Here is a 21,200-nt window from a genome sequence, read left to right as displayed (position 1 = left end):
GTCACTCCGGGCCGCGCAGGCCGCCGTCGCGGGCGTCGCGCGTCAGTCGCAGGCTGCGCTCCTCGCTGTCGAGCACGGACTCGAGGCGCAGGTAGATCGCGCCGTCGATCTGCTGCTCGTCGCGCAGCGTCGTGAGGGCGTCGCGCTGGGCGCCGATCAGGTCGAGCCGCAGGTCCGTCTCGAAGTCGAGGAAGTCGCGCACGGTGGCGGCGCGCCCCTCGTCGTCGGGCGCCGGGACCGTCGCACGCTGCTTCTCGAGGGAGTGGCGGATGTTGTCGATCACCTTCTGCTGGTGCGGCGTCTCCGCAGAGGCCTCGTCGAGCCGGTCCAGCGAGACGGCGATCAACGCGTGACGGGCCAGGTCGTGCTCGCGCGCGGCCGCGTCGTCGGGGTCGTAGCGGGCCCAGCGGATGACGCGCGGCAGCGTCATGCCCTGCACGACGAGCGTCAGCAGCACCGTGCCGCCGGTCACGAAGATGATGAAGTCGCGCTCGAGGAACGGTTGACCTGCGTCGGTCCTCAGCGGCACGGCCAGCGCTGCGGCGAGCGAGATGCCGCCGCGTACGCCGGCCCACATCGTCGGCACGCGACGCCGGTTGTCGACCCGGCGGGCACGCTGCGACGGGCGCCGGTCGATCGTGCGGATCAGGAACGTGGCGGTGTAGGACCAGACGACCCGGCTCAGCACGACTGCAAGGGTCGCGACGGCCACCGCCAGGATGCCGTCGCGCAGGGTGTGGGACTCCAGCGCCTCGGTGGCCTTGGGCAGCTCGATGCCGACGAGCACGAACAGCGCGGCGTTGAGCAGGTAGGACGTGAGGCCCCAGAACGAGTAGGTCCGCAGCCTGCTCTCGGCCGAGATGAGCCGCGGGGCGTAGCGCGCCACGGTGAGGCCGCAGACCACCACCGCGAGGACGCCCGACACGTGGAGCTCCTCCGCCGGCAGGAATGCGATGAACGGCGTCGCGACGCTCAGCACCGTGCCCAGCATGGGGTCGTGGAGGTAGCGGCGTACGAGGATCACGATCCCCGCCACGGCGACGCCGATCGCGATGCCGCCGGCGTACGAGAGGACGAGGTCGAGCCAGATGCTGCCCCAGTGCACCCGCTCTCCGCCGACGGCGACGTCGACGGCCGCGGCGACCAGCACGAGGGCGGTCCCGTCGTTGATGAGGCTCTCGGCGCGGAGCATCGTCATGAAGCGACGGGGCAGCATGTAGGCGATCGCAGCCACCGCCGCGGCGTCGGTCGGCGCCAGCACCGCGCCGATGATGAACGCCGTCGGCCAGTCGGTGTCGTTGAACTCGTGCAGCGCCCAGGCGACGACCGGTGTCGTGAACAGCACGAGCCCCACGGCCAGCAGCACGATGACCCGCAGGTTGGCGCGCACCTCGCGCAACGACGTCGTGAGCGCCTCCCAGTAGAGCAGGGCGGGCAGGACGATCGTGAGGATCAGCTCAGGCGCGAGCTCGACGTCCTTGACGTGCGGGACGAGGCCGATGGCGAGGCCGCCGAGCAGCAGGATCGGTGGCTCGACCAGGCCGAAGCGGCGGCACAGCGCGCCGAGGACGAGGATCGCGACCAGGACCACGACGAGGGGCTCGAGCACGGCACCATCGTTCCAGATCGGTCAGACCGCTGCGCCCGAAAGCAGCGCGTCGCGGCGGGCCCAGGCCCAGCGCAGGGCGGTGACCGAGAACGCCAGCGTGATGAGGTTGATGGCGGCCTCGATGATGCCGCCCGCGCCCTCCGTGTAGATGCCGTTCTCGAGGTCGTACAGGACGTCCATGCCGAACAGGTACATGCCGGCCGAGCCCGCGGCGATGAGCCAGAGCAGCGCCGTGGGGGAGCGGCGGTTGAGCGCCATGAGGGCGAGCACACAGGTCAGGCCCAGCCACGCGTCCGCCAGCGGGAAGGCGTTCTCGAACTCGACGTACGCCTGGGAGGTGTCGCTCTCGATCCACGAGCGATGGGTGAACCAGATGCTCCAATAGGCGACGTCGATCACGATGGCGACGACGAGCATGATCCGGACGCCGCGAACAGTCATGCCGGTCAGCGTAGGCCGTGATTGATTGAATGGACGGCATGTTTCCCGAAGGCCTCACGACCCGTCCCCTGGCCATGTCCGATGCTGCCGCGGCGGCCGACCTGATCGGCACGTACGAACGGCACTTCGTCGGCGAGACGTTCATCGACGAGGCCGACGTCGTGGGCATGTGGTCGACGCCGGGCATCGACCTCGACGTCGACTCGCTCGCCGTGTTCGAGGGTGAGGTCCTGATCGCCGGCGCGCTGGTCGACGACCGCCACCACCTGGTCGTCGACGTGCTGCCGTCGCACGTCGGCATGGGACTCGGCACAGCTTTGGCGGAGTGGGTCGAGCACCGGGCGCGGACGCGCGGGCTGGCGTACGGCGAGCAGCAGACCGCGGCCTCGGACGATGCGGCCGCGACGCTGCTGACCGGTCGCGGGTACGAAAGGGCCTATCGGGACTGGGTCCTGCGCATGGACCCCGGCACCGAGCTCGCGCACCGCGACCTGCCGCCGGACGTCACGATCGGCCCGTTCGAGGAGGCCGACGCCCGGGCGGTGCACGCGGTCATCGAGGATGCATTCGAGGAGTGGGAGGGTCGCATCCGGCGCTCGTACGACGACTGGCGCGTCCTGATGCTCGACCGGGAGGGCGCCGACCCGTTGCACTTCCGGGTCGCGAAGGCCGGCGCCGAGGTCGTGGGCGCCGCGATCGTGCACGACAGCGGCAGGACGACGTGGATACCGCAGCTCGCGGTGCGAGCGGATCGTCGCGGTGAGGGGATCGCCCAGGAGCTCCTGGCGCAGGCGTTCGCGGCGGGCCGCGATCGTGGCTGCGCCACCGGCGAGCTCGCCACCTCGGGCCTCACGGGGGCGCTGGGGCTCTACGAGCGACTCGGCATGCGGGTGGTCGCGGAGTTCCAGACCTGGCGTCTGGACCTCCAGACGTACGAACGGCGCCCTCCGAGGAGGGCGCCGTCCGGTTGCTGCCTAGCCCTGGCGGGCCTTGAGGCGGGGGTTGTTCTTGTTGATGACGAACGTGCGGCCGCGGCGGCGTACGACCTGCGAGCCGGGCTGGTCCTTGAGGGACCTGAGCGAGTTGCGGACCTTCATGTCTGATCCTTTCGTGGCGTGAGCATCACGCACACATGACAACGATTGTCAGGTAGCGGCTATTCCCACGATCCCGAACGGCCCTGCTTGATCGAGCTCCGGCGCTTCTTGGCGTCGAGCCGGCGCTCCTTGGAGGCGCGGCTCGGACGCGTGGCCCGGCGCGGCTTGGGCGGCACGATCGCCTGGGAGACGAGGTCCTCCAGGCGTACGCGGGCGGCCTCGCGGTTGCGGTGCTGCGAGCGGTACTGCGACGACACCACCGTGATCGTCCCGCCGACCAGCCGGTTGCTCAGCCGCTGGGCGGCGAGCTCCTTCTGGGCGGGGGAGAGCGCGGTGGTGTCGGTGAGCGACCAGATCAGCTCGACGCGGGTGTCGGTCGTGTTGACGTGCTGGCCGCCGGCGCCCGACGACCGAGAGAACCGCCAGGTCATCTCGCTCTCGGGCAGGGACAGGCGTCCGTTATGACTCATCGTCCGCAAGTATGCGGTACATGGCCTTCCGGGCGTCGTCGACCACGGCCTGGGCCTTCTCGCGCTGCTCGGGTGTGCCGGCCTGCGCGACCTGCTTCCAGGCGTTGATGAATCCCTTGAGGCCGTGCGCGAAGTCGCGCAGGTCGTGGGCGGGGTCGCCCTTGGCGTCCTCCCACGGCGTGCCGAGCTGCTCACGGTTCTCCTCGACGTACGCGGTGCCCTCGTCGGTCAGCGTCGCGGTCTTGCGACCCTCGACGCGCTCGAACGTGATGAGTCCTTCGTCCTCGAGCTGCTGGAGCACGGGATAGATCGAGCCGGGGCTGGGGGTCCAGCTGCCGTTCGACCGTTCGCCGATCTCCTGGATCAGCTGGTAGCCGTGCTGCGGCTGCTCGCTGAGTAGCAGGAGCGCGGCGGCGCGGACGTCGCCGCCTCGTCCGCCACGTCGGCGACCACGGGGGCGGCCGGGACCGCCGAAGCCGGGGCCGAAGCCGAACTCGCGGCCGAAGCCGGGTCCGAAGTCACGACCGAAGTCGCGCTCGGGGTGGTTCCTGCCGCGGCGGCGATCTGCCGGGCGGCGCTGTTCTGAGAAGTCATTGCTTCGCATGGGGGTGTCCCACTTTCTCTTGCTCTCGATCGACCACCGATCGGTTGTCGATATCTAAACGATATATCGCTAACCGATCGAATGCAAGCACCGGTTTCCGGGAACGCGAAAATGCCCGGCCTCCGAAGGGGGACCGGGCAGGCGCTGGGGCTCGGATCAGCCGCCGGCGACGTAGTTGTTGAGCTGGTCGCGCTCGAACTCGAGCTGCTCCATGCGGTACTTGACCGCGTCGCCGATGCTGACGACGCCGACGATGACGTCGTCGGCGATCACCGGGATGTGCCGGACGCGGTGCTCGGTCATGACCGACATGAGGTCGCCGAACGAGTCGTCGGGCCCACACAGCTGGACGTCGGTCGTCATGATCTCCGAGACCGGCATGTTGCGCGGGTTCTCGACCGTACGGAGCTTGCGCACGATGTCACGCTCGGACACGATCCCGAGCATGGCCTTGCCGTCGTCACTCACGATCAGCGCGCCGACGTTGAGCTCGGCGAGCTGGTCCAGCAGCTGCTGGACCGTGGAGTCGGGGGTGATGGTGTAGACAGCATCGCTTCCCTTGGAAGCCAGGACATCGCTCACGCGCATACGGGACACACTCCTCAGGTCGTTCTTCGCAGCGTAGCCCCGGTTCGCTCCTGAGGGCGAGATTCTGTCGCCACGGTCAGGGCGCGTCCTCGACGTGCTCGCGGGTGAAGTCGAAGCTGCGTACGTTGTCGGGCTCCGGCTCGGGCTCGGGCTCGTCGGTCCACGACTGGTCGGGCGGCCCTTGGTCGGGGAAGTGCCCGAGGTAGGCCATCGCGGAGTCGTGGAGCCTGCCGTTGGTCGCGAGCGCGTTGTCGCCCCACGGTCCGGGCTGCCCCGCGAGGCTCGTGAACGTCCCGCCGGCCTCGCGGACGACGATGTCGAGCGCGGCCATGTCCCACACCTTGAGCTCGGGCTCGGCGGCGATGTCGACGGCTCCTTCGGCGAGGAGCATGTAGGACCAGAAGTCGCCGTAGGCGCGGGTGCGCCAGCAGCGCCGGAGCAGGGCGGCGAACGCGTCGCCCTTGCCGATCGCGTCCCAGCCGCCCAACGAGGCGTAGGAGACCGAGGCGCTGTCGAGGTCGGAGACCTGCGAGACCCGGATCTCGCGTGATGCCATGAGCGACTTGCCGGTGTAGGCGCCGGTGCCCTTGCTGGCCCACCAGCGACGGCCCAGAGCGGGTGCCGAGACGCAGCCGGCGACGATCTCGCCGTCCTCCTCGAGCGCGATCAGCGTCGCCCAGACCGGCACGCCACGGACGAAGTTGGAGGTGCCGTCGATCGGGTCGATGATCCAGCGGCGGCCGCCGGGTCCGGACGTGCCCTCGACCTCGCCGTTCTCCTCGCCGAGCACGATGTCGCGCGTGCGCGCCGACTTGAGGGTGCGCCGGATCGCGGCTTCGACAGCCTCGTCGGACTCGGTCACGTAGGTCATGTCCGGCTTGGTGTCGACCTGCAGATCGATCGCGCCGAAGCGGTCCATCGAGAGGTTGTCGGCGTTGTCGGCGAGCACGTGAGCGAGGCGCAGATCGTCGTTGTACGAGTGAGCCATGGCCCTCAGAGTACGGCTTTCACACCCGAAAACCGTGTCCGGCATGCGCCTAGTAGTCGTCCTTCTGGTTCATGCTCGCGAGGATGCGGCGGAACGACTCGACGCGTTCGGGTGCCAGGGTCCCGTCGGCGACCGCGAGATCGAGGGCGCACTCGGGCTCGGTCGCCGAGTGCAGGCAGCCACGGGGACAGTCACGGGTGACGTCCTGGAGGTCGGGGAACGCCTTGATCAGGTCGTCGACTTCGACGTGCGCGAGTCCGAACGACCGGATGCCGGGGGTGTCGATGATCCAGCCGCCGAACGGCAGCTCGAGGCTGATCGCGGACGTCGAGGTGTGACGGCCGCGGCCGGTCACGGCGTTGACGTAGCTCACCGAGCGGTTGGCGTCCGGCACCAGGGCGTTCACCAAAGTCGACTTGCCCACGCCGCTGTGCCCGACGAGCACGCTGACCCGGTCGCGCAGCGCATCACGGATGCCGTCGAGGTCGCCGTCGCGGCGGGTGACGACCACGCGTACGCCCAGGGGCTCGAACATCGCCACGATCTCGTCGGGGGAGCCGAGGTCGGACTTGGTCAGGCAGACCAACGGCTCCATGCCGGCGTCGAACGCCGCGACGAGGCAGCGGTCGATCAGGCCCGCTCGCGGCGGCGGATCGGCGAGGGCGGCGACGATCACGAGCTGGTCGGCGTTGGCGACGATGATGCGCTCGATCGGGTCGTCGTCGTCGGCGGTGCGCCGCAGGACGGTGCGGCGCGGGGTGACCTCGACGATGCGGGCGAGCGAGCCGTCGGCGCCACTGACGTCACCGACGACCCGGACCTCGTCGCCCACCACGACACCCTTGCGGCCGAGGTTGCGCGACTTCATCGCGGTCACGGTCCTGCCGTCATCGTCGAGGGTGACGGTGTAGCGGCCGCGGTCGATCGTCACGACCCGCGCGGTGTCGGCGTCGTCGTAGTTGGGGCGGATCTTGGTGCGCGGCTTGGTGTGCCGGCGCGGCCGCTCGAACTGCGCGTGCTCGTCCTGCTCCCTCATGTCACGGCGCTCATGTCATCAGGCGTTCCCAGACCGGGGCGAAGTTGGGGTAGGTCTTGACCGTCGTCACGACGTTCTCGACGAACAGGTCCGGCGTGCGCAGGCCGAGCACGACGCCCGCGTGCGCCATGCGGTGGTCGTCGTACGTCCGGAACGTCTCGCCGTGCAGCGGGCGGGGCCGGATCAGCAGCCCGTCGGCGAGCTCCTCGGCATCGCCGCCGAGGCGGTTGATCTCGGTCACGAGCGCCTTGAGCCGGTCGGTCTCGTGCCCCCGCAGGTGGGCCACGCCGACGAGGGTCGACGGACGCTCGGCCAGGGCTGCGATGGCCGCGATGACCGGGGTCAGCTCGCCGACGTCGTGCAGGTCGAGCTCGACCCCGTTGAGGGCGGGCCCGGCGGAGAAGACCAGGTCGGCGCCGTCCTGCTCGACTGTGCCGCCGAAGGCCGGGACGATCGTGCGCCACGCGTCGCCGGCCTGGTCGGTGTCGGCGGGCCAGTTGCGGATGCGGACCCGGCCACCGGTCACGAGCGCGGCACCGATGAAGACGCCGGCGTTGGACAGGTCGGGCTCGATCTCGACGTCGAGCGCGCTGATCGGCCCCGGGTGCACGTGCCACCGGTTGGGCTCGTCGGTGTCGACGCGTACGCCCCGGCGGCGCAGCTCGGCGACCGTCATGTCGATGTGCGGCATGGACGGCAGGGTCGCACCGGTGTGCCGGAGGTCGAGACCCTTGTCGAAGCGGGCGCCGGCCAGCAGCAGCGCCGAGACGAACTGGCTGGACGACGACGCGTCGACCTCGAGCGCGCCACCGGCGACACCTCCGGTGCCGTGGACCGTGAACGGCAGGGCTCCGCGGCCGTCGTCGTCGACCTGGACGCCGAGGTCGCGCAGCGTCGCGATCGTCGTCGCCATCGGGCGTACGCGGGCGTGCTCGTCACCGTCGAACGTCACCGGTGCGGAGCCGAGCGCGGCGATGAGCGGGACGAAGCGCATCACAGTGCCGGCCAGCCCGCAGTCGACCGTGGCCGGCTCGGTGCGGTCCCACGCGGACGGCGTGATCGTCCAGGTGATGCCGTCGCGCTCGATCGTCGCGCCGAGGGTCGTGAGGGCGCCCAGCATCAGGGTCGTGTCGCGCGACCCGAGCGGCCGGGTCAGCACCGACGGACCGTCAGCCAGCGCCGCAAGGATCAGCACGCGGTTGGTCAGCGACTTGGAGCCGGGGACCAGCACCTCGCCGTCGAAGGGCGTGTCGCGGTAGGGCGCGAGCCAGGGCAGCGGGGCAGTCATCGCCCCCAGCCTATCGGCGTCAGCCGCGCAGGTGGTCGAGCTGGTCGTGCACGGAGGCGGCGGCCTGGTTGACCTTGTCCTTCGCGCGGCGGCCGATGAACTTCTTGTGCGGGTCGGGGTCGAGCGTCGCCATCAGCAGCCCACCGGCCATCGAGACGTTCTTGAGGAAGTGGATGCGCTGGTTGGCGCGCGCACCGGGGTCGCTCTCGTTCCAATAGGGGTGACCGACGACCGTCGTGGCCGGCATCGTGGCGGCCAGGCCGAGCGCGGCGAGCCGGGGGAAGCGACCGGTCGCGAGCGCGAGACCGCCGAGCAGCTGTGCGGCGGCGTTGACGCGTACGAGGTTGGCTCCGTCGACCGGCAGCTCCGGCGCGAACTTCTTGATGAGGTCAGCCGTCGGCTGCGCCTTGGTGGCGCGCGGGCCCGGAGCCTTGAGCGCCGTGGCTCCGCCGTAGATGAACATCGAGGCGAGCATCGGACGGGCAACGGTGCGCAGGAGGGTCATGCCTCATTCATACCCGAACGCCCCGGACAGGCAAGTCCGGGTCAGCTCAACGGCCAGAGTCCCGGGCGGAACGTCGCGGTGTTGTTGCCGGGCACCGGGTCGCCGGGCGCCGAGACGGTGATCGTGCCACCGGAGTGGATGAGGTTGCGCGACCGGGCGACGAACGTCGCGCCCTGGCCGGCCGCCGGCCGCGACGTGCAGGTCAGGGTGCGCAGCGACTGGTTGGGCACCGCCGCGCCGCAGCTCCAGCCCGGGCTGGTGACGCCGCCGAAGTGGACACTGCGGCGGAACGCGAGGGTGATCGTGACGGTCTCGACGGCCGCGCGGCCGCTGTTGGCGGCGCTGATGTCGACCGAGATCTGCCGCTGCAGCAAGGGCAGGAGCGTGTTGGAGACGCGTACGGACGCGATCGCGTAGTCCGTCGGAACGATCGGCTCGACCGTCGGGCTCGGCTTCGGCTCCGGTGCGCGTTCGTCAGCCGCCGTCCCGGGGTCGGCCGGCGCGACAGCGGCCGGAGCCACGCTCGGAGGTGCGGTCGTCGGCGCTGCCGTCGGGGTCGGCTTCGCGACCGGCTTCGTCTTCGCCGCCTTGGTCCTGGTCGGCGAGGGCGTCGGGGAGGGCTTCGGCGTCGAGCTGCTGGCCACAGGGGCCGACGCGGCAGGCGGGTCGTCGGAGCCACCGCGCGAGCTCGTCACCGCGACGGTGCCGGCCGCGGCGACGGCGACCACGACGGCTGCGGCGACCATGCCCTGGGTGCCGGCACCGGCGACGGCGTTGCCTGCGGCCTTGACCGGGGCGAGCGCCGACTCCACGACCGCGCCGACACCGGTCGCCGCGGCGCCGGCCGTGACGTAGCCGGCAGCGGCGGCGCCGAGGACGGCCGGGCCGAGGATGCCGGAGAGGTTGGAGTTGATCTCCGCGAGCTCGAGGTAGAGCCCGGTGCAGCGGCTGCACTCGTCGAGGTGCGCCTCGACGCGGGCCGAGTCGCGTGCGGAGAGGCCCCTGCGGACGTACGAGCCGAGCATCCCGGTCGTCGTGCGGCAGCTCGCGTGCAGGCTGGGAGCGAGGTGGCTCTGCAGGTAGGCCTGGCGCAGGCCCTCCCGTGCGCGGTAGGCGAGAGCGGAGACGCTGTTGGGGCTCATGCCGAGCAGCGGGGCGATGTCGGCGGGCTTCTGGCCTTCGACGTCGAGGTGCCACAGCACGAGCTGCCACCGCTCGGGGAGCGAGGCGAACGCAGCAGCGGCCGCGCCCTGCTCGAAGCGCATCTCGGCGGGGTCGACGAACGCGACGGCGCGGTCCAGCTCGGCGTCATTGTCGGTCGTACGTACGCGCTTCTGGCGACGGCCGCGGTCGACGTGCAGCCGGCGGATCGCGGTCAGGAGGTAGGCGCGGAAGAACTCGTCGGGTCCCTTGCCGTCCTGCAGCAGGGCCAGCACGCGGGTGAACGACTCGGCGACCAGGTCGTCGGCGTCGGGGCCGGGCACCAGCTGTGAGGCGAGGCGGTTCGCGGCGTCGCGGTGGCGGTCGAACAGCTCGCCGTACGCCTCGGTGTCGCCGCCGCGCACGGCAGCGATGAGCCGGGCGTCGCTCGCCTCGACGCGTGTGGTGCTGGTGTCCGACACGGTGTCCCTCCCACGTGCACAACGACCCAGACGTGGAGCGGTCACGAATTGCTCGCCGGAACCGCGTCATGGCAGCGGCCCTCGTACGTCTCATGGTTGTCCGAACGGCGAAAGGAGTGCCTCATGTTCAGCTCGGGACTGGATGATGTGCTCCTCGCCGATGCGGTACGCGACGGCCGCCCGGATGTCGCTGACGTTGCACTCGAGGTGGGAGCGAGTGCAGCGCGGCTCGGCGTCCCGCTCCACGAGGTCATGGACCACGTGGAGCGGGCTTATGCCGGCAAGCCGCCATCGTTCGAGGCAACCCGGGCGGCCGTCTTGGCATGGGCCGACGAGGCGCTGGTCCTGCACGCCGACATCTCGTGCGAGGACCCGCTGACGTCGCTGGCCACGACGCCGTACGTACGCTCGCGCCTCGCCGAGATCTACCGTGGCGCCGAGCGCGACGGCCACGACGTGGCACACCGGACGGCTCTCGTGGTCGTCGAGCTGCCGCGCGGACATGCCGGGCACGAGCTCGAGCAGTCCCTCAGGGCGCTCGACGTCGCCGAGGCCATGCGAGCGGTGTTCGCCGGCGACGAGACCGTGGCCCGCGTGTCGCCCCGCCGGTTCGCCGCTCTGGTCGGCCGCGAGCGTGCCGACTTCCTGACGCTCAGCATGCTGCGCATCCTGCTCGAACGCGCCCTCGGTGACGACGCCCGGCCGCGGCTGTGGGTCGAGGAGCTGCCGCCCTCGTCCGACGGCGTCGCCAGGGTGCTGGCCGGCCTGTCCGAGTAGCCCACGGTGTCGGTGGCAGCGCCTAGGCTGGAGGCATGTGCGGGCGCTATGCAACCACCCAGACCTCGGCATCGCTCAACCAGGCGTTCGAGGTCGATCTCGCCAACTCGTTCGTCGAGCTCGAGGCCGACTACAACATGGCGCCCACCAAGCTCGCGCCGCTGATCATCGGGCGCCGGCCCGAGGAGCTGTCCGCCGACGCTCCGCCCCAGCGGGAGCTCATGACGGCGCGCTGGGGCCTCATCCCGAGCTGGGCCAAGGACCCGTCGATCGGCAACCGCATGATCAACGCGCGCTCGGAGACCGCCGCCGAGAAGCCCGCCTTCAAGAAGGCGTTCGCCAGGCGTCGCGGTCTCGTCCCGGCCGACGGCTACTACGAGTGGTACGCCGGAGAGGCCCGCGAGGGTGAGCGCAAGCCCAAGAAGCAGCCGTTCTACATCACCCCCAAGGACCACTCGGTGCTCGCGATGGCCGGGCTCTACGAGTTCTGGAAGGACCCGGCGACCGACGAGTGGGTCACGAGCTACACGATCCTCACCACGAGCGCCGAGGACGACATGGGGCACATCCACGACCGCATGCCGTTGTTCCTCGAGCCCGACGCGTTCGACGCGTGGCTCGACCCGGCCCCCAAGCCCCAGGACCAGCTGCTCGAGCTGCTGATCCCGGCCGCGCCGGGCCGCCTCGACGCGTTCCCGGTGTCGACCGAGGTCAACAACGTCGCCAACAACGGTCCCGACCTGATCAAGCCGCTGCCCCCGGAATAGCGGGTGCCTCCGGACGGTTGAACACCGCAGGAGGTTCGATGCTGACATACGCAGATCACGGGCTTGAGAGGTCGATCACGCCCCTCAGCAAGCCAGTAGTGCCCGGAGTAGGCTGGGAGGCGATGACCGTCACCGGCGAAACCCCTGAAAGCGCCGACCAGCGCGACACCGAGACCTCGGAGCAGCAGCAGGCGCGCTTCGAGGCCGACGCCCTGCCATTCCTGGACCAGCTCTACTCGGCCGCGCTGCGCATGACGCGCAGCCCGCACGACGCCGAGGACCTCGTCCAGGAGACCTACGCCAAGGCGTTCAGCGCGTTCCACCAGTTCAAGCCCGGCACCAACCTCAAGGCCTGGCTCTACCGCATCCTGACCAACACCTACATCAACTCGTACCGCAAGAAGCAGCGCCAGCCGCAGCAGATCACGGACGAGATCGAGGACTGGCAGATCGCCCGCGCCGAGTCGCACGGGTCGAGCGGGCTCAAGTCGGCCGAGATGGAGGCGCTGGAGCACCTCCCCGACAGCGACGTCAAGGACGCGCTCCAGGCGCTGCCCGAGGACTTCCGCTACGCGGTCTACCTCGCCGACGTCGAAGGTTTCCCCTACAAGGAGATCGCCGAGATCATGGACACCCCGATCGGCACCGTGATGTCGCGGTTGCACCGCGGCCGTCGGATGCTGCGCGAGATGTTGGCCGACTACGCCCGCGATCGCGGCATGGCTGTCACGGGAGCGGGTGACAAGTCATGACGGATCCGTGCGAAGGGCCTGACTGCGAGAAGGCACTCGAGAACCTCTACCTGTTCATCGACCAGGAGATCGACACCGCGAGCTGCGCCGAGATCCAGGCGCACATCGACGGGTGCAGCGACTGCCTGAGCGAGTACGACCTCGAGCGGGTCGTGAAGTCACTCGTGTCGCGGTCGTGCTCCGAGGTGGCGCCCGAGCCCCTGCGCGAGAAGGTGCTGTTCTCGATCCGCAAGGTGCACATCGAGATCACCGAGCAGCGGTCGACCTAGTCGCTCGCCCCAAACGAAGAAATCCCCGTCCGATGGACGGGGATTTCTTGTTGTCACGCGTTGGGGCGCTTGCCGTGGTTGGCGCCCTTCTTGCGACGCGCACGACGCTTGCGGCCGGTCTTGCCCATGATGATCCTCCTCGGAAGTCGAGGTCTCAGTCTCCCACAGGCGCGATCCGCGCCAGAAATCGCTCCCGGTCCACGATGACCCGACGGATCTCGCCGGTCGCCAGCAACGTGCCGCCGGCGTCGTGGGCCGCGACCTGAAAACGTACGAGCCGGCCGTCGGTGTGGACGACGGTCGCGGTCGCGGTGACCTCGGCGCCGACCGGGCTGGCGGCCAGGTGCTCCAGGTCGACGCGGGTCCCCACGCTGGTCTGCGCCGGTTCGAGCTCGAGCGCCGCGCACGTCGCCTCTTCGCACCAGGCCAGCACGCGCGGCGTGCCGAGCACGTCGAGGTCTCCGCTGCCGAGCGCACGTGCGGTGTCGGCGGCCGAGACGACGTGGGTGATCGATGCGGTGTCCATGGCGCCACGCTAGTCGTGCGTCAGAGGCTGAGCGAGAACGCCCAGAGGTTGACGCCGGGGTCGGGGGACCAGTCCAGCTCGGGCCGGCGGCCGAACCCGAGCCGGCCGTAGAGCCGGTGGGCGGGCGCCATCTCCTTGAGCGAGAACAGCAGGACCTCGGTGAGCCCGGCAGCGCGTGCGCGGTCGAGGCAGTCCTCGACGAGCGCGCGACCGATGCCGCGGCCGCGCGCCTCGGGAGCGATCGACAGCGTGCGGAACTCGCCCTGATGTGGCTCCTTGGCGAGCTGGGCGTCCGCCGAGCCGTAGGGGCACCACGTGACCGTGCCGACCAGGTCGTCACCGTCGACGGCCACCAGCAGCGTGCTGTTGCGCGCGCGGGACGCCGCGTCGGCGAGCCACCCGGCGTACGCGTCGTCGAACGTGCCGTCAGGGAATGTGAGGTAGCCGTCGAAGTCGTAGCCCGCGACGGTCAGGGCGCCCACGGCTTCGTACTCACCTTCCTGGGCTGGGCGGATCAGCACCTCAGATGCCGGTGGTGTTGCGCGGATAGGCGGCGTTGACGTCCGTCATGACGTTGACGAGATAGGGGACACCGGAGGCGAACGCGCGGTCGAGGGCCGGGCCGATCTCCTTGGGGTCGGTCACCATCTCGCCGCCACCCCCGAGCGCTGTGACGACCTGGTCGTAGCGGGTCTGAGGTGCGAGGTCGGCCGCGACGTCGTAGCCGTAGAGCCACTGCATCGGACCCTTCTCCAGCCCCCACGCCGAGTTGTTGCCGACGACCATGACGACCGGGAGGTTGTGGCGCACGAGGCTGTCGACGTCCATCAGCGACATGCCGGCCGCGCCGTCGCCGTAGAGCAGCACGACCTGGCTCGACGGGCGGGCGATGCGGGCGGCCATCGCCGCGCCCATGCCGGCACCGAGGCAGCCGTACGGTCCGGGGTCGAGCCAGCCGCCCGGGCGCTTGGGCTCGACGAACTTGCCGGCGAACGACACGAAGTCGCCGCCGTCGCCGATCACGACGGCGTCGTCGGCGAGACGGGGGAGCAGCTCGCCGTAGATGCGGGCCGGGTGGATGGGGTCGGCCTCGGCCGTCAGCAGCTCGTTGTCGCGCTGCGTGGCCGCGGCGACCTCGGCCTGCAGGCTGCCGATCCACGACGACCAGTCGGGTCGACGGCCGTGCTGCGACGGCGCGGTCAGCGAGTCGAGCAGACCGGTGAACACCAAGGTCAAGTCACCGCTCGCCGAACCCGCGAGCTCGGCATGGGTCGAGAGCTGCCCAGGGGAGTCGGCGATGTGCACCGTGCGCGCCGGGGTCGCGCCCTCCTTGCCGCCGAAGATGCCGTAGCCGAGGCGGAAGTCCAACGGCGTGCCGACGACGATCACGAGATCGGCCTGGTTGAACGACGTCGAGCGCGCCTTGGTGACGAGCTGGGGGTGGCCGCCGGGCACGATGCCGCGGCCCATGCCGTTGGCGATCACCGGGATGCCGGTCTCCTCGACGAAGTGCAGCGCCGCGACCTCGGCCCGGTCGGCCCAGACGTCCGTGCCGAGGATCAGCACCGGACGCGCCGACTGCCGGATGAGCTCGGCGATCTGCGCGAGGGCGTCGGCGTCGGGCTCGATGGGTGCGGTCTGGTTGCCGGTCGACGGTGTCGTGACCGTGGTGCTGTTGAAGAACTCGTCCATCGGCACGTCGACGAACGTCGGTCCGCGGTGGGAGGACCCGGCAAGGGTGAACGCCTCGTCCATCGCCGGGGCGATGTCGTCGACCGTCATCGCGGTCGTCGCGGACTTGGAGATCGACTCGATGATCGGCGGCTGGTCGAGCTCCTGCAGGCTGCCCGAACCCCATCGGTTGTTGGGCGCGCGCCCGCCGACGACCACTAGCGGTGATCCGGAGAAGCTGGCCTGCGCGATCGGGCTCACGCCGTTGGTCACGCCGGGTCCGGCGGTCAGCACGGCCAGGCCGGGCGTACGCGTCAGCTTGCCGATCGCCTCGGCGGCGAACACGGCCGTGGGCTCGTGGCGTACGTCGATGATCGGCATCGCCGGCTCGGCCTTGACCGCGGCGTCGTACATCGGGAACACGTGCGCTCCCGACAGCGTGAACATCGTCTCGACGCCGTGCGCGCGGGCCACGTCGACGGCGTGGACTCCGCCGTGACCTTCTCGGGGCTCAGAACTCATGTGACGCAGGTTACTGGAGCGTCAAGCGAGTGGCCGGGCCCTGGTGGTCGGCCGGTAGAGCCACGGGCTCTCGGCGCGGATCTGGTCGAGCACGGCCAGCAGCAGGTCGGCGCGGTGCGCTGGCTGCTCGGCGAACAGCTCGGCGTCGGCGCGCAGGTCGTCGCGGCCCTGCACGCCGAGCGCGAGCTGCAGGTGCAGAGCGCGCAGGAACGACGAGGTGTTGCGGACGCTGGGCGACGGCCACTCGGCCTCGAGGTGGCCGCGCGTGCGGGGCGGCTTGATGCCGGCACCGAGCCGGGCGAGCCACGGCTCCACGATGCTCGGGTCGAGCTCGTTGCGGTGCAGGAGGGTCATGACGGCGTACGCCAGCCGGTCGTCCTCGCCGTGCCGCCAGATGTAGGCGGTGGGGGTCAGCACGCGGTCGGCGATGACATCGAGGAGCACCGTCAGCTCGAGCCGGCCGAAGTGCCGTGACCGTGCGAGGGCGGCCAGCAGGTCGGCGCCGTGGGCGATCGAGTTGGCCCAGCCCTGCTCCGGGACCCAGCCGCGATGGTCCTGCTCGCGGACGTACCAGGCCGTCGCCCGGTCGCCCCAGTCCAGCACCGAGGCCGCCGACATGAGGTGCTCGTTGTTGTCGCGGCCGATGATCTCGGCGAGCATCAGGGCGCTGTAGGAGCGGCGCAGCACCGAGACGTCGCCGTCGTGGCCGAGGCCGTAGCGCAGCCCGGGAGCGATCCCGTCGCCCAGCCCGGACAGCAGCTCGTCGTAGACGCCGCGGGTGATCCAGGTCGTGAGCAGGGGATAGGCGAGGTCCTCGCGCCAGCGGGGGTTCGAGTGGCCCAGCATCTCGACGAGCTCGACGGTGCACTCGTCGAGGCTGCGGTCGCCGGGTACGTTCATGCCGTTCTGCATCACGGTTTGCCAGTACGCCTCAGACACTCACACATCGTGCCACGTCTGCGCGGTTACGCTGACGGGGTGCCCTCGCTGGACGACATCACGCGCTTCCAGACGTCGCTGAGCTCCGACGACGTCGCGTGGCTGCACGCGCTGGTGACGGACTGGCAGATCATCGCCGACCTGTCGTTCGCCGATCTCGTGCTGTGGGTGCCCGATGCCGAGGCCAAGGGCCTGTGGGCCGGCGCGCAGATCCGGCCGACCACGGGACCCACGACGCTGTTCGAGGACGTCGCCGGCACGTTCATGCCGTCGGGGCGGATCGACGAGCTCGAGGAGGCCCTGCGCACGGGCGAGATCGTCGCCGAGCGGATCGTGGAGCTGCCCGACGGCCGCCGCATCCGGGTCGAGCTGATCCCGGTGACGCACGAGGGTCGTACGCTCGCGGTGATCTCGCGGCGCAGCGCCGAGTCCGGCATCCGCACCGCCAGCACGCTCGAGGCGGCGTACTTCGAGGCGGCCGGCGAGCTCGCCGAGATGATCCGTCGCGGGGAGTTCCCGCTGCCGGGGAGCCGTTCCGAGGTCGCCGACTCGCTGCGGGTCGGCGACGGCTTCGTGCGCACGAACGCCGCAGGGACGGTCCGGTACGCCAGCCCCAACGCGATGTCGGCCTACCGCAGGCTGGGGCTCGTCGGCGACCTCGTCGGCACCCAGCTCGGGCACGTCACGTCCGGCCTCGTCGATCGCCGGCCGACGGACCGGGGTGCCAGGGGCATCCTCGGCGGCGACGCCAGCACCGAGGCCGAGATCGAGAACGCCTCGGCGTCGCTGCTCCTGCGCGTCATCCCGCTGCGCTCCGACGGCCACCGCAGCGGCTCGCTGATCCTGCTGCGCGACGTCACCGAGCTGAGGCTGCGTGAGCGCGAGCTCGTCTCCAAGGAGGCGACGATCCGCGAGATCCACCACCGGGTCAAGAACAACCTGCAGACCGTGGCCGCCCTCCTTCGCCTGCAGGGGCGCCGGACGGAGATCCCCGAGGCACGCGCAGCACTCGACGACGCGGTCCGCAGGGTCGGGTCGATCGCCCTCGTCCACGAGACCCTCAGCCAGTCGTTCGACGACAACGTCGCCTTCGACGAGATCGCCGACCGCCTGCTCCGCACCGTGCTTGACGTCGCCGAGGAGACCTCGGGCGCCGGCCGGATCAGTGCGGACCGCATCGGTTCGTTCGGCCTGCTGCCCGGCGCCGTGGCGACGCCGCTCGCGATGGTGCTGACCGAGCTGATCCAGAACGCGTCGGCGCACGCGTTCGGCGAGGAGGGCGGCACCCTGACGCTCGCGGTCAACCGGATCCGCGACCGCGTACGCCTGCGGGTCAGCGACGACGGGCGTGGCCTGCCGGCCGACTTCGACCCGGCGAGCAGCCTCGGGCTGTCGATCGTCACGACGCTCGTCGAGGGCGAGCTGCACGGCTCGCTGGCGTTCGAGCCGCGCTTCGGCGGCGGCACGACCGTCGCCATCTCGCTCAGCGTCTAGGTGGACGGGATGCAAAGAACCCCGCGGCCGAGGCCACGGGGTTCACCGATACGTGCGTACGTCAGGCAGTACGAATACGTGCCCGAGCATTGCGGCGCTTCAGCGTACGACGTTCGTCTTCGCTCAAGCCTCCCCACACACCGTGGTCCTGTCCGGACTCGAGTGCCCATTGCAGGCACTGCTCGCGGACATCACAGCGGCGGCATACGACCTTGGCCTCTTCGATCTGCAAGATGGCGGGACCCGTGTTGCCGATGGGGAAGAAGAGCTCAGGGTCCTCATCGAGGCATGCAGACTTGTGACGCCAATCCATGTGGACACTCCTTCCCGTTCGGTTTTGCTCCCTGGGCAGGCCTGTTTGACCTGTGACCAAGGCGTTGACCTCCATGTTTTCAACATTTCAACTGCATTACAAGGGCAATGCCCTGCGCGAATTGTCGGATGAGTCACACGCTCCCTAGGCTGGGGACGTGAGCGCTCACGAACGGCCGGTCGGTACGGCCCGAAACCTCCTCCTGCTGGCCGCCGCGATCGTCCTCGCCGAGGCCGTCACCTGCGTCGTGCTGGCCGTGCTCGGCGTCGCCGATCTCGACGGCGACAGCGTCGGCACCGGCATCGGGGTGTCGGTGATCCTGGTCGTCTACGGAGGATTCCAGGCATGGGCGGCCTGGCGTCTGACGCTGGGTGAGGTGTGGGCCCGCAGCCCCCTCGTGGTGACCCAGATCATCCAGCTCATCATCGCGTTCAACCTCGCCGACATCCCGGGCTGGATCCCGGTTCTGGTGGGCGCCGCGGCCGCGGTCACGCTGGGCTGCCTCCTCGCCCCGCCGGTGACCCGGGCACTCGGTGGTGACCAGCCCGTATGAGAGACTGACAGCCGGGCACAACCCGTGTGACCTCGCTGTTGCGGGCGTCACCCCGCGGCTCACTTGCCGCGCCGGCGACCTGATCGGTCCCGATGAGAACGTACGGAACGTCCCGAGGGATTCCCACCATGGTTGCCACTGACATCGACTTGCACACCGACACGCCTGACCCCGACGACCCGATCTTCGCGCTGCATCGCGGCGGCAAGATGGCGATCGCGGCGACGGTGCCCCTGCGCAACGCGCAGGATCTCGCGATGTCCTACACGCCCGGCGTCGCCAAGGTCTGCGAGGCGATCGCCGCCGACCCGGCCCTGGCCCACGACTACACCTGGGTCTCCAACACCGTCGCGGTGATCACCGACGGCACCGCGGTGCTGGGCCTCGGCGACATCGGCCCGGCCGCCTCCATGCCCGTCATGGAGGGCAAGGCCGTGCTGTTCAAGCAGTTCGGCGGCGTCGACGCGATCCCGGTCGCCCTCGACACGACCGACGTCGACGAGATCGTCGAGACGATCATCCGGCTCGCGCCGACATTCGGCGGCATCAACCTCGAGGACATCTCCAGCCCTCGCTGCTTCGAGATCGAGCGCCGGCTGATCGAGCGGCTCGAGATCCCGGTCTTCCACGACGACCAGCACGGCACCGCCGTCGTGACGCTGGCGGCGCTGATCAATGCCGTACGCGTGACGGACCGCGAGCTCGACGACGTCAAGGTCGTGATCTCCGGTGCCGGTGCGGCCGGCGTCGCGATCATGAAGATCCTCCAGACCGCGGGCGTCCGCAAGATCGCCGTCGTCGACCGCTCGGGTGTCATCCACCCGGGCCGCGAGGGCCTCGACGTGGTCAAGGCCGGCATCGCCGAGGCGACGGCTCCATGGGCGAGGCCCGGGACCATCGACGACGCCCTCGACGGCGCCGACGTCTTCATCGGGGTCTCCGGTGGCACGATCCCCGAGGCGGCGGTGGCCTCGATGGCGCCCGACTCGATCGTCTTCGCGATGGCCAACCCCAACCCCGAAGTGCATCCCGACATCGCGCACAAGTACGCGCGCATCGTGGCGACCGGGCGCTCGGACTTCCCCAACCAGATCAACAACGTGCTGGTGTTCCCCGGCATCTTCCGCGGTGCCCTCGACGTACGCGCGACGCGGATCTCCGAGGGCATGAAGCTCGCGGCCGCCAACGCGATCGCAGATCTCGTGGGCGACGACCTCAGTGAGACGTACGTCATCCCGTCACCGTTCGATCCGCGGGTAGCCTCTGCCGTGGCACGAGCCGTCACGGAAACCGCGCGCCGCGAGGGCCTGGCTCGCCGCCCGTACTGATCAACCTCAGACCAGGAGCCGCATGTTCGCCGTCTACGCAGGCACGATCGATCCCAAGGACCCGTTGAGCGGACTCGTCGTGGGTGAGCGACCCGACCCGGAGGTGCCCGACGGCTGGACCACCGTGACGGTCAAGGCTGCCTCGATCAATCACCACGACGTGTGGAGCCTGCGCGGCGTCGGACTGCGCGAAGAGTCCCTGCCGATGATCCTCGGCTGCGACGCCGCAGGCTACGACGAGGACGGCAACGAGGTCGTGGTGCACGCCGTGATCAGCGATCCGTCGTGGCGGGGTGACGAGACGCTCGACCCCAAGCGGTCCCTGCTGTCGGAGCGTCACCAGGGCACGTTCGCCGAGAAGGTCGCGGTGCCCACGCGCAACGTCGTCGCGAAGCCGGCGGGACTGTCGTTCGCCGAGGCGGCGTGCCTGCCGACGGCGTGGCTGACGGCCTACCGGATGCTGTTCACCCAGTCGGGCCTGCAGCAGGGCGACACGGTGCTCGTGCAGGGTGCCGGCGGTGGGGTGGCGACCGCGGCGATCACGCTGGCGCGGGCTGCCGGGTTCCGCGTCTATGCGACGAGCCGTGACGAGGACAAGCGGGACAAGGCGCTCGAGATCGGCGCGCACGAGGTATTCGAGTCCGGTGCGCGGCTGCCCAGCAAGGTCGACGCCGTGATCGAGACCGTCGGCGCGGCGACCTGGTCGCACTCGGTCAAGTCGATGCGGCCCGGCGGCACGATCGTCATCGCCGGCGCGACGTCGGGCGATGCCCCGTCGCACGCCGAGCTGACCCGCATCTTCTTCCAGCAGATGCGTGTCCACGGCTCCACGATGGGCACCCGCGACGAGCTGCACCGGCTCGCGCAGTTCATGGACGTCACCGGCACGCGTCCGCTGATCGACCGGGTGATCCCGATGGCCGATGCAGCCGACGGTCTCGCCTCGGTCATCGACGGCAGCGTCTTCGGCAAGATCGTCCTGACCCTCTAGTCCCCGTCCCCCGAGATCTGGCCGCGAATCCACGTGCGCCGGCGTCCGCG

25 protein-coding genes and 1 pseudogene are annotated in these 21,200 nt (G+C 70.3%); 9 read left to right on the top strand and 17 right to left on the bottom strand.

Translation table 11 applies throughout. The annotated features are described in order from the left end of the window. Position 1: 1 nt before the first annotated feature. Positions 2-1,609 (bottom strand): Na+/H+ antiporter, encoded by a 1,608-nt coding sequence (locus ASE12_RS06565; RefSeq protein ID WP_056398473.1) that lies wholly within the window; start codon positions 1,607-1,609, stop codon positions 2-4. Between the two features lie 21 nt (positions 1,610-1,630). Next, positions 1,631-2,050 (bottom strand): hypothetical protein, encoded by a 420-nt coding sequence (locus tag ASE12_RS06560; RefSeq protein ID WP_157412835.1) that lies wholly within the window; start codon positions 2,048-2,050, stop codon positions 1,631-1,633. A gap of 29 nt (positions 2,051-2,079) precedes the next feature. Between ASE12_RS06560 and ASE12_RS20755 the strand changes: the two are divergent. Then, positions 2,080-2,946, top strand: a pseudogene (locus tag ASE12_RS20755) (GNAT family N-acetyltransferase); the annotation flags it as partial. A gap of 78 nt (positions 2,947-3,024) precedes the next feature. On the opposite strand, the gene ykgO reads toward ASE12_RS20755, so the two are convergent. The 9 genes from ykgO to ASE12_RS06515 form a co-directional block, all read right to left on the bottom strand. Further along, on the bottom strand, positions 3,025-3,147 hold the full coding sequence (gene ykgO, locus ASE12_RS20205) for a type B 50S ribosomal protein L36 (RefSeq protein ID WP_149689133.1): 123 nt from the start codon (positions 3,145-3,147) through the stop codon (positions 3,025-3,027). A gap of 59 nt (positions 3,148-3,206) precedes the next feature. Beyond that, positions 3,207-3,617 carry an alternative ribosome rescue aminoacyl-tRNA hydrolase ArfB gene (gene arfB, locus ASE12_RS06550; RefSeq protein WP_056398462.1) on the bottom strand — a complete coding sequence of 137 codons (411 nt, stop codon included), beginning with the start codon at positions 3,615-3,617 and terminating at the stop codon, positions 3,207-3,209. Next, positions 3,607-4,221 carry a PadR family transcriptional regulator gene (locus ASE12_RS06545; RefSeq protein ID WP_056208275.1) on the bottom strand — a complete coding sequence of 205 codons (615 nt, stop codon included), beginning with the start codon at positions 4,219-4,221 and terminating at the stop codon, positions 3,607-3,609. Before ASE12_RS06545 ends, arfB begins: the two co-directional genes overlap by 11 nt. A gap of 156 nt (positions 4,222-4,377) precedes the next feature. Further along, positions 4,378-4,809, bottom strand: coding sequence for a CBS domain-containing protein (locus ASE12_RS06540; protein ID WP_056398460.1), 432 nt, complete (start codon positions 4,807-4,809; stop codon positions 4,378-4,380). Between the two features lie 76 nt (positions 4,810-4,885). Further along, entirely contained in the window at positions 4,886-5,797 is a 912-nt protein-coding gene (locus ASE12_RS06535; protein ID WP_056398458.1) for an inositol monophosphatase family protein, read from the bottom strand. Between the two features lie 49 nt (positions 5,798-5,846). Beyond that, the gene (gene rsgA / locus ASE12_RS06530; RefSeq protein WP_056398456.1) at positions 5,847-6,833 is read right to left on the bottom strand and encodes a ribosome small subunit-dependent GTPase A; all 987 of its coding nucleotides are present in this window, start codon (positions 6,831-6,833) and stop codon (positions 5,847-5,849) included. 10 nt (positions 6,834-6,843) lie between these two features. Further along, positions 6,844-8,121: a 3-phosphoshikimate 1-carboxyvinyltransferase gene (gene aroA / locus ASE12_RS06525; RefSeq protein ID WP_056398453.1), complete on the bottom strand. Its 1,278-nt coding sequence runs from the start codon at positions 8,119-8,121 to the stop codon at positions 6,844-6,846. Between the two features lie 19 nt (positions 8,122-8,140). Beyond that, positions 8,141-8,626, bottom strand: a complete 486-nt coding sequence (locus ASE12_RS06520; protein ID WP_056398450.1) for a DoxX family protein — start codon at positions 8,624-8,626, stop codon at positions 8,141-8,143. Positions 8,627-8,667: 41 nt separating this feature from the next. Continuing rightward, entirely contained in the window at positions 8,668-10,248 is a 1,581-nt protein-coding gene (locus tag ASE12_RS06515; protein ID WP_056398448.1) for a sigma-70 family RNA polymerase sigma factor, read from the bottom strand. Positions 10,249-10,371: 123 nt separating this feature from the next. On the opposite strand from ASE12_RS06515, the gene ASE12_RS06510 reads away from it, so the two are divergent. The 4 genes from ASE12_RS06510 to rsrA all read left to right on the top strand — a co-directional run bounded on the left by ASE12_RS06510 (position 10,372) and on the right by rsrA (position 12,813). Further along, positions 10,372-11,025 (top strand): hypothetical protein, encoded by a 654-nt coding sequence (locus tag ASE12_RS06510; protein WP_056398444.1) that lies wholly within the window; start codon positions 10,372-10,374, stop codon positions 11,023-11,025. 35 nt (positions 11,026-11,060) lie between these two features. Then, positions 11,061-11,792: an SOS response-associated peptidase gene (locus ASE12_RS06505; RefSeq protein ID WP_056398442.1), complete on the top strand. Its 732-nt coding sequence runs from the start codon at positions 11,061-11,063 to the stop codon at positions 11,790-11,792. A gap of 122 nt (positions 11,793-11,914) precedes the next feature. Then, entirely contained in the window at positions 11,915-12,544 is a 630-nt protein-coding gene (locus ASE12_RS06500) for a sigma-70 family RNA polymerase sigma factor (RefSeq protein ID WP_056398441.1), read from the top strand. Continuing rightward, positions 12,541-12,813 (top strand): mycothiol system anti-sigma-R factor, encoded by a 273-nt coding sequence (gene rsrA, locus ASE12_RS06495; RefSeq protein WP_056398439.1) that lies wholly within the window; start codon positions 12,541-12,543, stop codon positions 12,811-12,813. The genes ASE12_RS06500 and rsrA overlap by 4 nt, the downstream gene beginning before the upstream one ends. A 53-nt stretch (positions 12,814-12,866) precedes the next feature. On the opposite strand, the gene ASE12_RS20750 is transcribed toward rsrA, so the two are convergent. From ASE12_RS20750 to ASE12_RS06475, 5 genes are read right to left on the bottom strand one after another with little or no spacing between them, the layout of a single operon-like run. Beyond that, on the bottom strand, positions 12,867-12,941 hold the full coding sequence (locus ASE12_RS20750; RefSeq protein WP_369797015.1) for a 50S ribosomal protein bL37: 75 nt from the start codon (positions 12,939-12,941) through the stop codon (positions 12,867-12,869). A gap of 26 nt (positions 12,942-12,967) precedes the next feature. Further along, positions 12,968-13,339: a thioesterase family protein gene (locus tag ASE12_RS06490; RefSeq protein ID WP_056398437.1), complete on the bottom strand. Its 372-nt coding sequence runs from the start codon at positions 13,337-13,339 to the stop codon at positions 12,968-12,970. A 20-nt stretch (positions 13,340-13,359) separates the two neighbouring features. Beyond that, entirely contained in the window at positions 13,360-13,860 is a 501-nt protein-coding gene (locus tag ASE12_RS06485) for a GNAT family N-acetyltransferase (protein ID WP_200954975.1), read from the bottom strand. Position 13,861: 1 nt separating this feature from the next. Beyond that, positions 13,862-15,532: an acetolactate synthase gene (locus ASE12_RS06480; RefSeq protein WP_056398431.1), complete on the bottom strand. Its 1,671-nt coding sequence runs from the start codon at positions 15,530-15,532 to the stop codon at positions 13,862-13,864. A gap of 21 nt (positions 15,533-15,553) precedes the next feature. After that, on the bottom strand, positions 15,554-16,471 hold the full coding sequence (locus ASE12_RS06475) for a DUF2785 domain-containing protein (protein WP_235508851.1): 918 nt from the start codon (positions 16,469-16,471) through the stop codon (positions 15,554-15,556). A 39-nt stretch (positions 16,472-16,510) separates the two neighbouring features. Between ASE12_RS06475 and ASE12_RS06470 the strand changes: the two genes are divergently transcribed. Further along, positions 16,511-17,965, top strand: coding sequence for a sensor histidine kinase (locus ASE12_RS06470; RefSeq protein ID WP_056398427.1), 1,455 nt, complete (start codon positions 16,511-16,513; stop codon positions 17,963-17,965). 61 nt (positions 17,966-18,026) lie between these two features. On the opposite strand, the gene ASE12_RS19710 is transcribed toward ASE12_RS06470, so the two are convergent. Further along, a complete protein-coding gene (locus ASE12_RS19710) occupies positions 18,027-18,278 on the bottom strand; it encodes a WhiB family transcriptional regulator (RefSeq protein WP_082530375.1) in 252 nt (83 codons plus the stop codon). A gap of 157 nt (positions 18,279-18,435) precedes the next feature. Here ASE12_RS19710 and ASE12_RS06465 point away from each other — a divergent pair, with 157 nt between their 5' ends. The 3 genes from ASE12_RS06465 (at position 18,436) to ASE12_RS06455 (ending at position 21,150) form a co-directional block, all read left to right on the top strand. Continuing rightward, a complete protein-coding gene (locus tag ASE12_RS06465) occupies positions 18,436-18,831 on the top strand; it encodes a hypothetical protein (protein WP_056398424.1) in 396 nt (131 codons plus the stop codon). Positions 18,832-18,959: 128 nt separating this feature from the next. Next, a complete protein-coding gene (locus tag ASE12_RS06460) occupies positions 18,960-20,159 on the top strand; it encodes an NADP-dependent malic enzyme (protein ID WP_056398421.1) in 1,200 nt (399 codons plus the stop codon). A gap of 22 nt (positions 20,160-20,181) precedes the next feature. Further along, positions 20,182-21,150, top strand: coding sequence for a zinc-binding dehydrogenase (locus ASE12_RS06455; protein ID WP_056398419.1), 969 nt, complete (start codon positions 20,182-20,184; stop codon positions 21,148-21,150). Positions 21,151-21,200: the final 50 nt, after the last annotated feature.

This window comes from Aeromicrobium sp. Root236 (assembly GCF_001428805.1).
In the GTDB taxonomy this organism is placed as follows: Bacteria; Actinomycetota; Actinomycetes; order Propionibacteriales; family Nocardioidaceae; genus Aeromicrobium.
This window is presented reverse-complemented; position numbering and strand designations above follow the sequence as displayed.

What these genes read in the sequence shown, in the direction of transcription:
- ASE12_RS06455 (WP_056398419.1), top strand. Translation starts at nt 20,182, where the DNA reads ATGTTCGCCGTCTACGCAGGCACGATCGATCCCAAGGACCCGTTGAGC.
- ASE12_RS19710 (WP_082530375.1), bottom strand. Translation starts at nt 18,278, where the DNA reads ATGGATTGGCGTCACAAGTCTGCATGCCTCGATGAGGACCCTGAGCTC.
- ASE12_RS06505 (WP_056398442.1), top strand. Translation starts at nt 11,061, where the DNA reads ATGTGCGGGCGCTATGCAACCACCCAGACCTCGGCATCGCTCAACCAG.
- ASE12_RS06535 (WP_056398458.1), bottom strand. Translation starts at nt 5,797, where the DNA reads ATGGCTCACTCGTACAACGACGATCTGCGCCTCGCTCACGTGCTCGCC.
- rsrA (WP_056398439.1), top strand. Translation starts at nt 12,541, where the DNA reads ATGACGGATCCGTGCGAAGGGCCTGACTGCGAGAAGGCACTCGAGAAC.
- ASE12_RS06480 (WP_056398431.1), bottom strand. Translation starts at nt 15,532, where the DNA reads ATGAGTTCTGAGCCCCGAGAAGGTCACGGCGGAGTCCACGCCGTCGAC.
- aroA (WP_056398453.1), bottom strand. Translation starts at nt 8,121, where the DNA reads ATGACTGCCCCGCTGCCCTGGCTCGCGCCCTACCGCGACACGCCCTTC.
- ASE12_RS06540 (WP_056398460.1), bottom strand. Translation starts at nt 4,809, where the DNA reads ATGCGCGTGAGCGATGTCCTGGCTTCCAAGGGAAGCGATGCTGTCTAC.
- ykgO (WP_149689133.1), bottom strand. Translation starts at nt 3,147, where the DNA reads ATGAAGGTCCGCAACTCGCTCAGGTCCCTCAAGGACCAGCCCGGCTCG.
- ASE12_RS06490 (WP_056398437.1), bottom strand. Translation starts at nt 13,339, where the DNA reads ATGGACACCGCATCGATCACCCACGTCGTCTCGGCCGCCGACACCGCA.
- ASE12_RS06560 (WP_157412835.1), bottom strand. Translation starts at nt 2,050, where the DNA reads ATGACTGTTCGCGGCGTCCGGATCATGCTCGTCGTCGCCATCGTGATC.
- ASE12_RS06460 (WP_056398421.1), top strand. Translation starts at nt 18,960, where the DNA reads ATGGTTGCCACTGACATCGACTTGCACACCGACACGCCTGACCCCGAC.
- ASE12_RS06500 (WP_056398441.1), top strand. Translation starts at nt 11,915, where the DNA reads ATGACCGTCACCGGCGAAACCCCTGAAAGCGCCGACCAGCGCGACACC.
- ASE12_RS06510 (WP_056398444.1), top strand. Translation starts at nt 10,372, where the DNA reads ATGTTCAGCTCGGGACTGGATGATGTGCTCCTCGCCGATGCGGTACGC.
- rsgA (WP_056398456.1), bottom strand. Translation starts at nt 6,833, where the DNA reads ATGAGGGAGCAGGACGAGCACGCGCAGTTCGAGCGGCCGCGCCGGCAC.
- ASE12_RS06520 (WP_056398450.1), bottom strand. Translation starts at nt 8,626, where the DNA reads ATGACCCTCCTGCGCACCGTTGCCCGTCCGATGCTCGCCTCGATGTTC.
- ASE12_RS06545 (WP_056208275.1), bottom strand. Translation starts at nt 4,221, where the DNA reads ATGCGAAGCAATGACTTCTCAGAACAGCGCCGCCCGGCAGATCGCCGC.
- arfB (WP_056398462.1), bottom strand. Translation starts at nt 3,617, where the DNA reads ATGAGTCATAACGGACGCCTGTCCCTGCCCGAGAGCGAGATGACCTGG.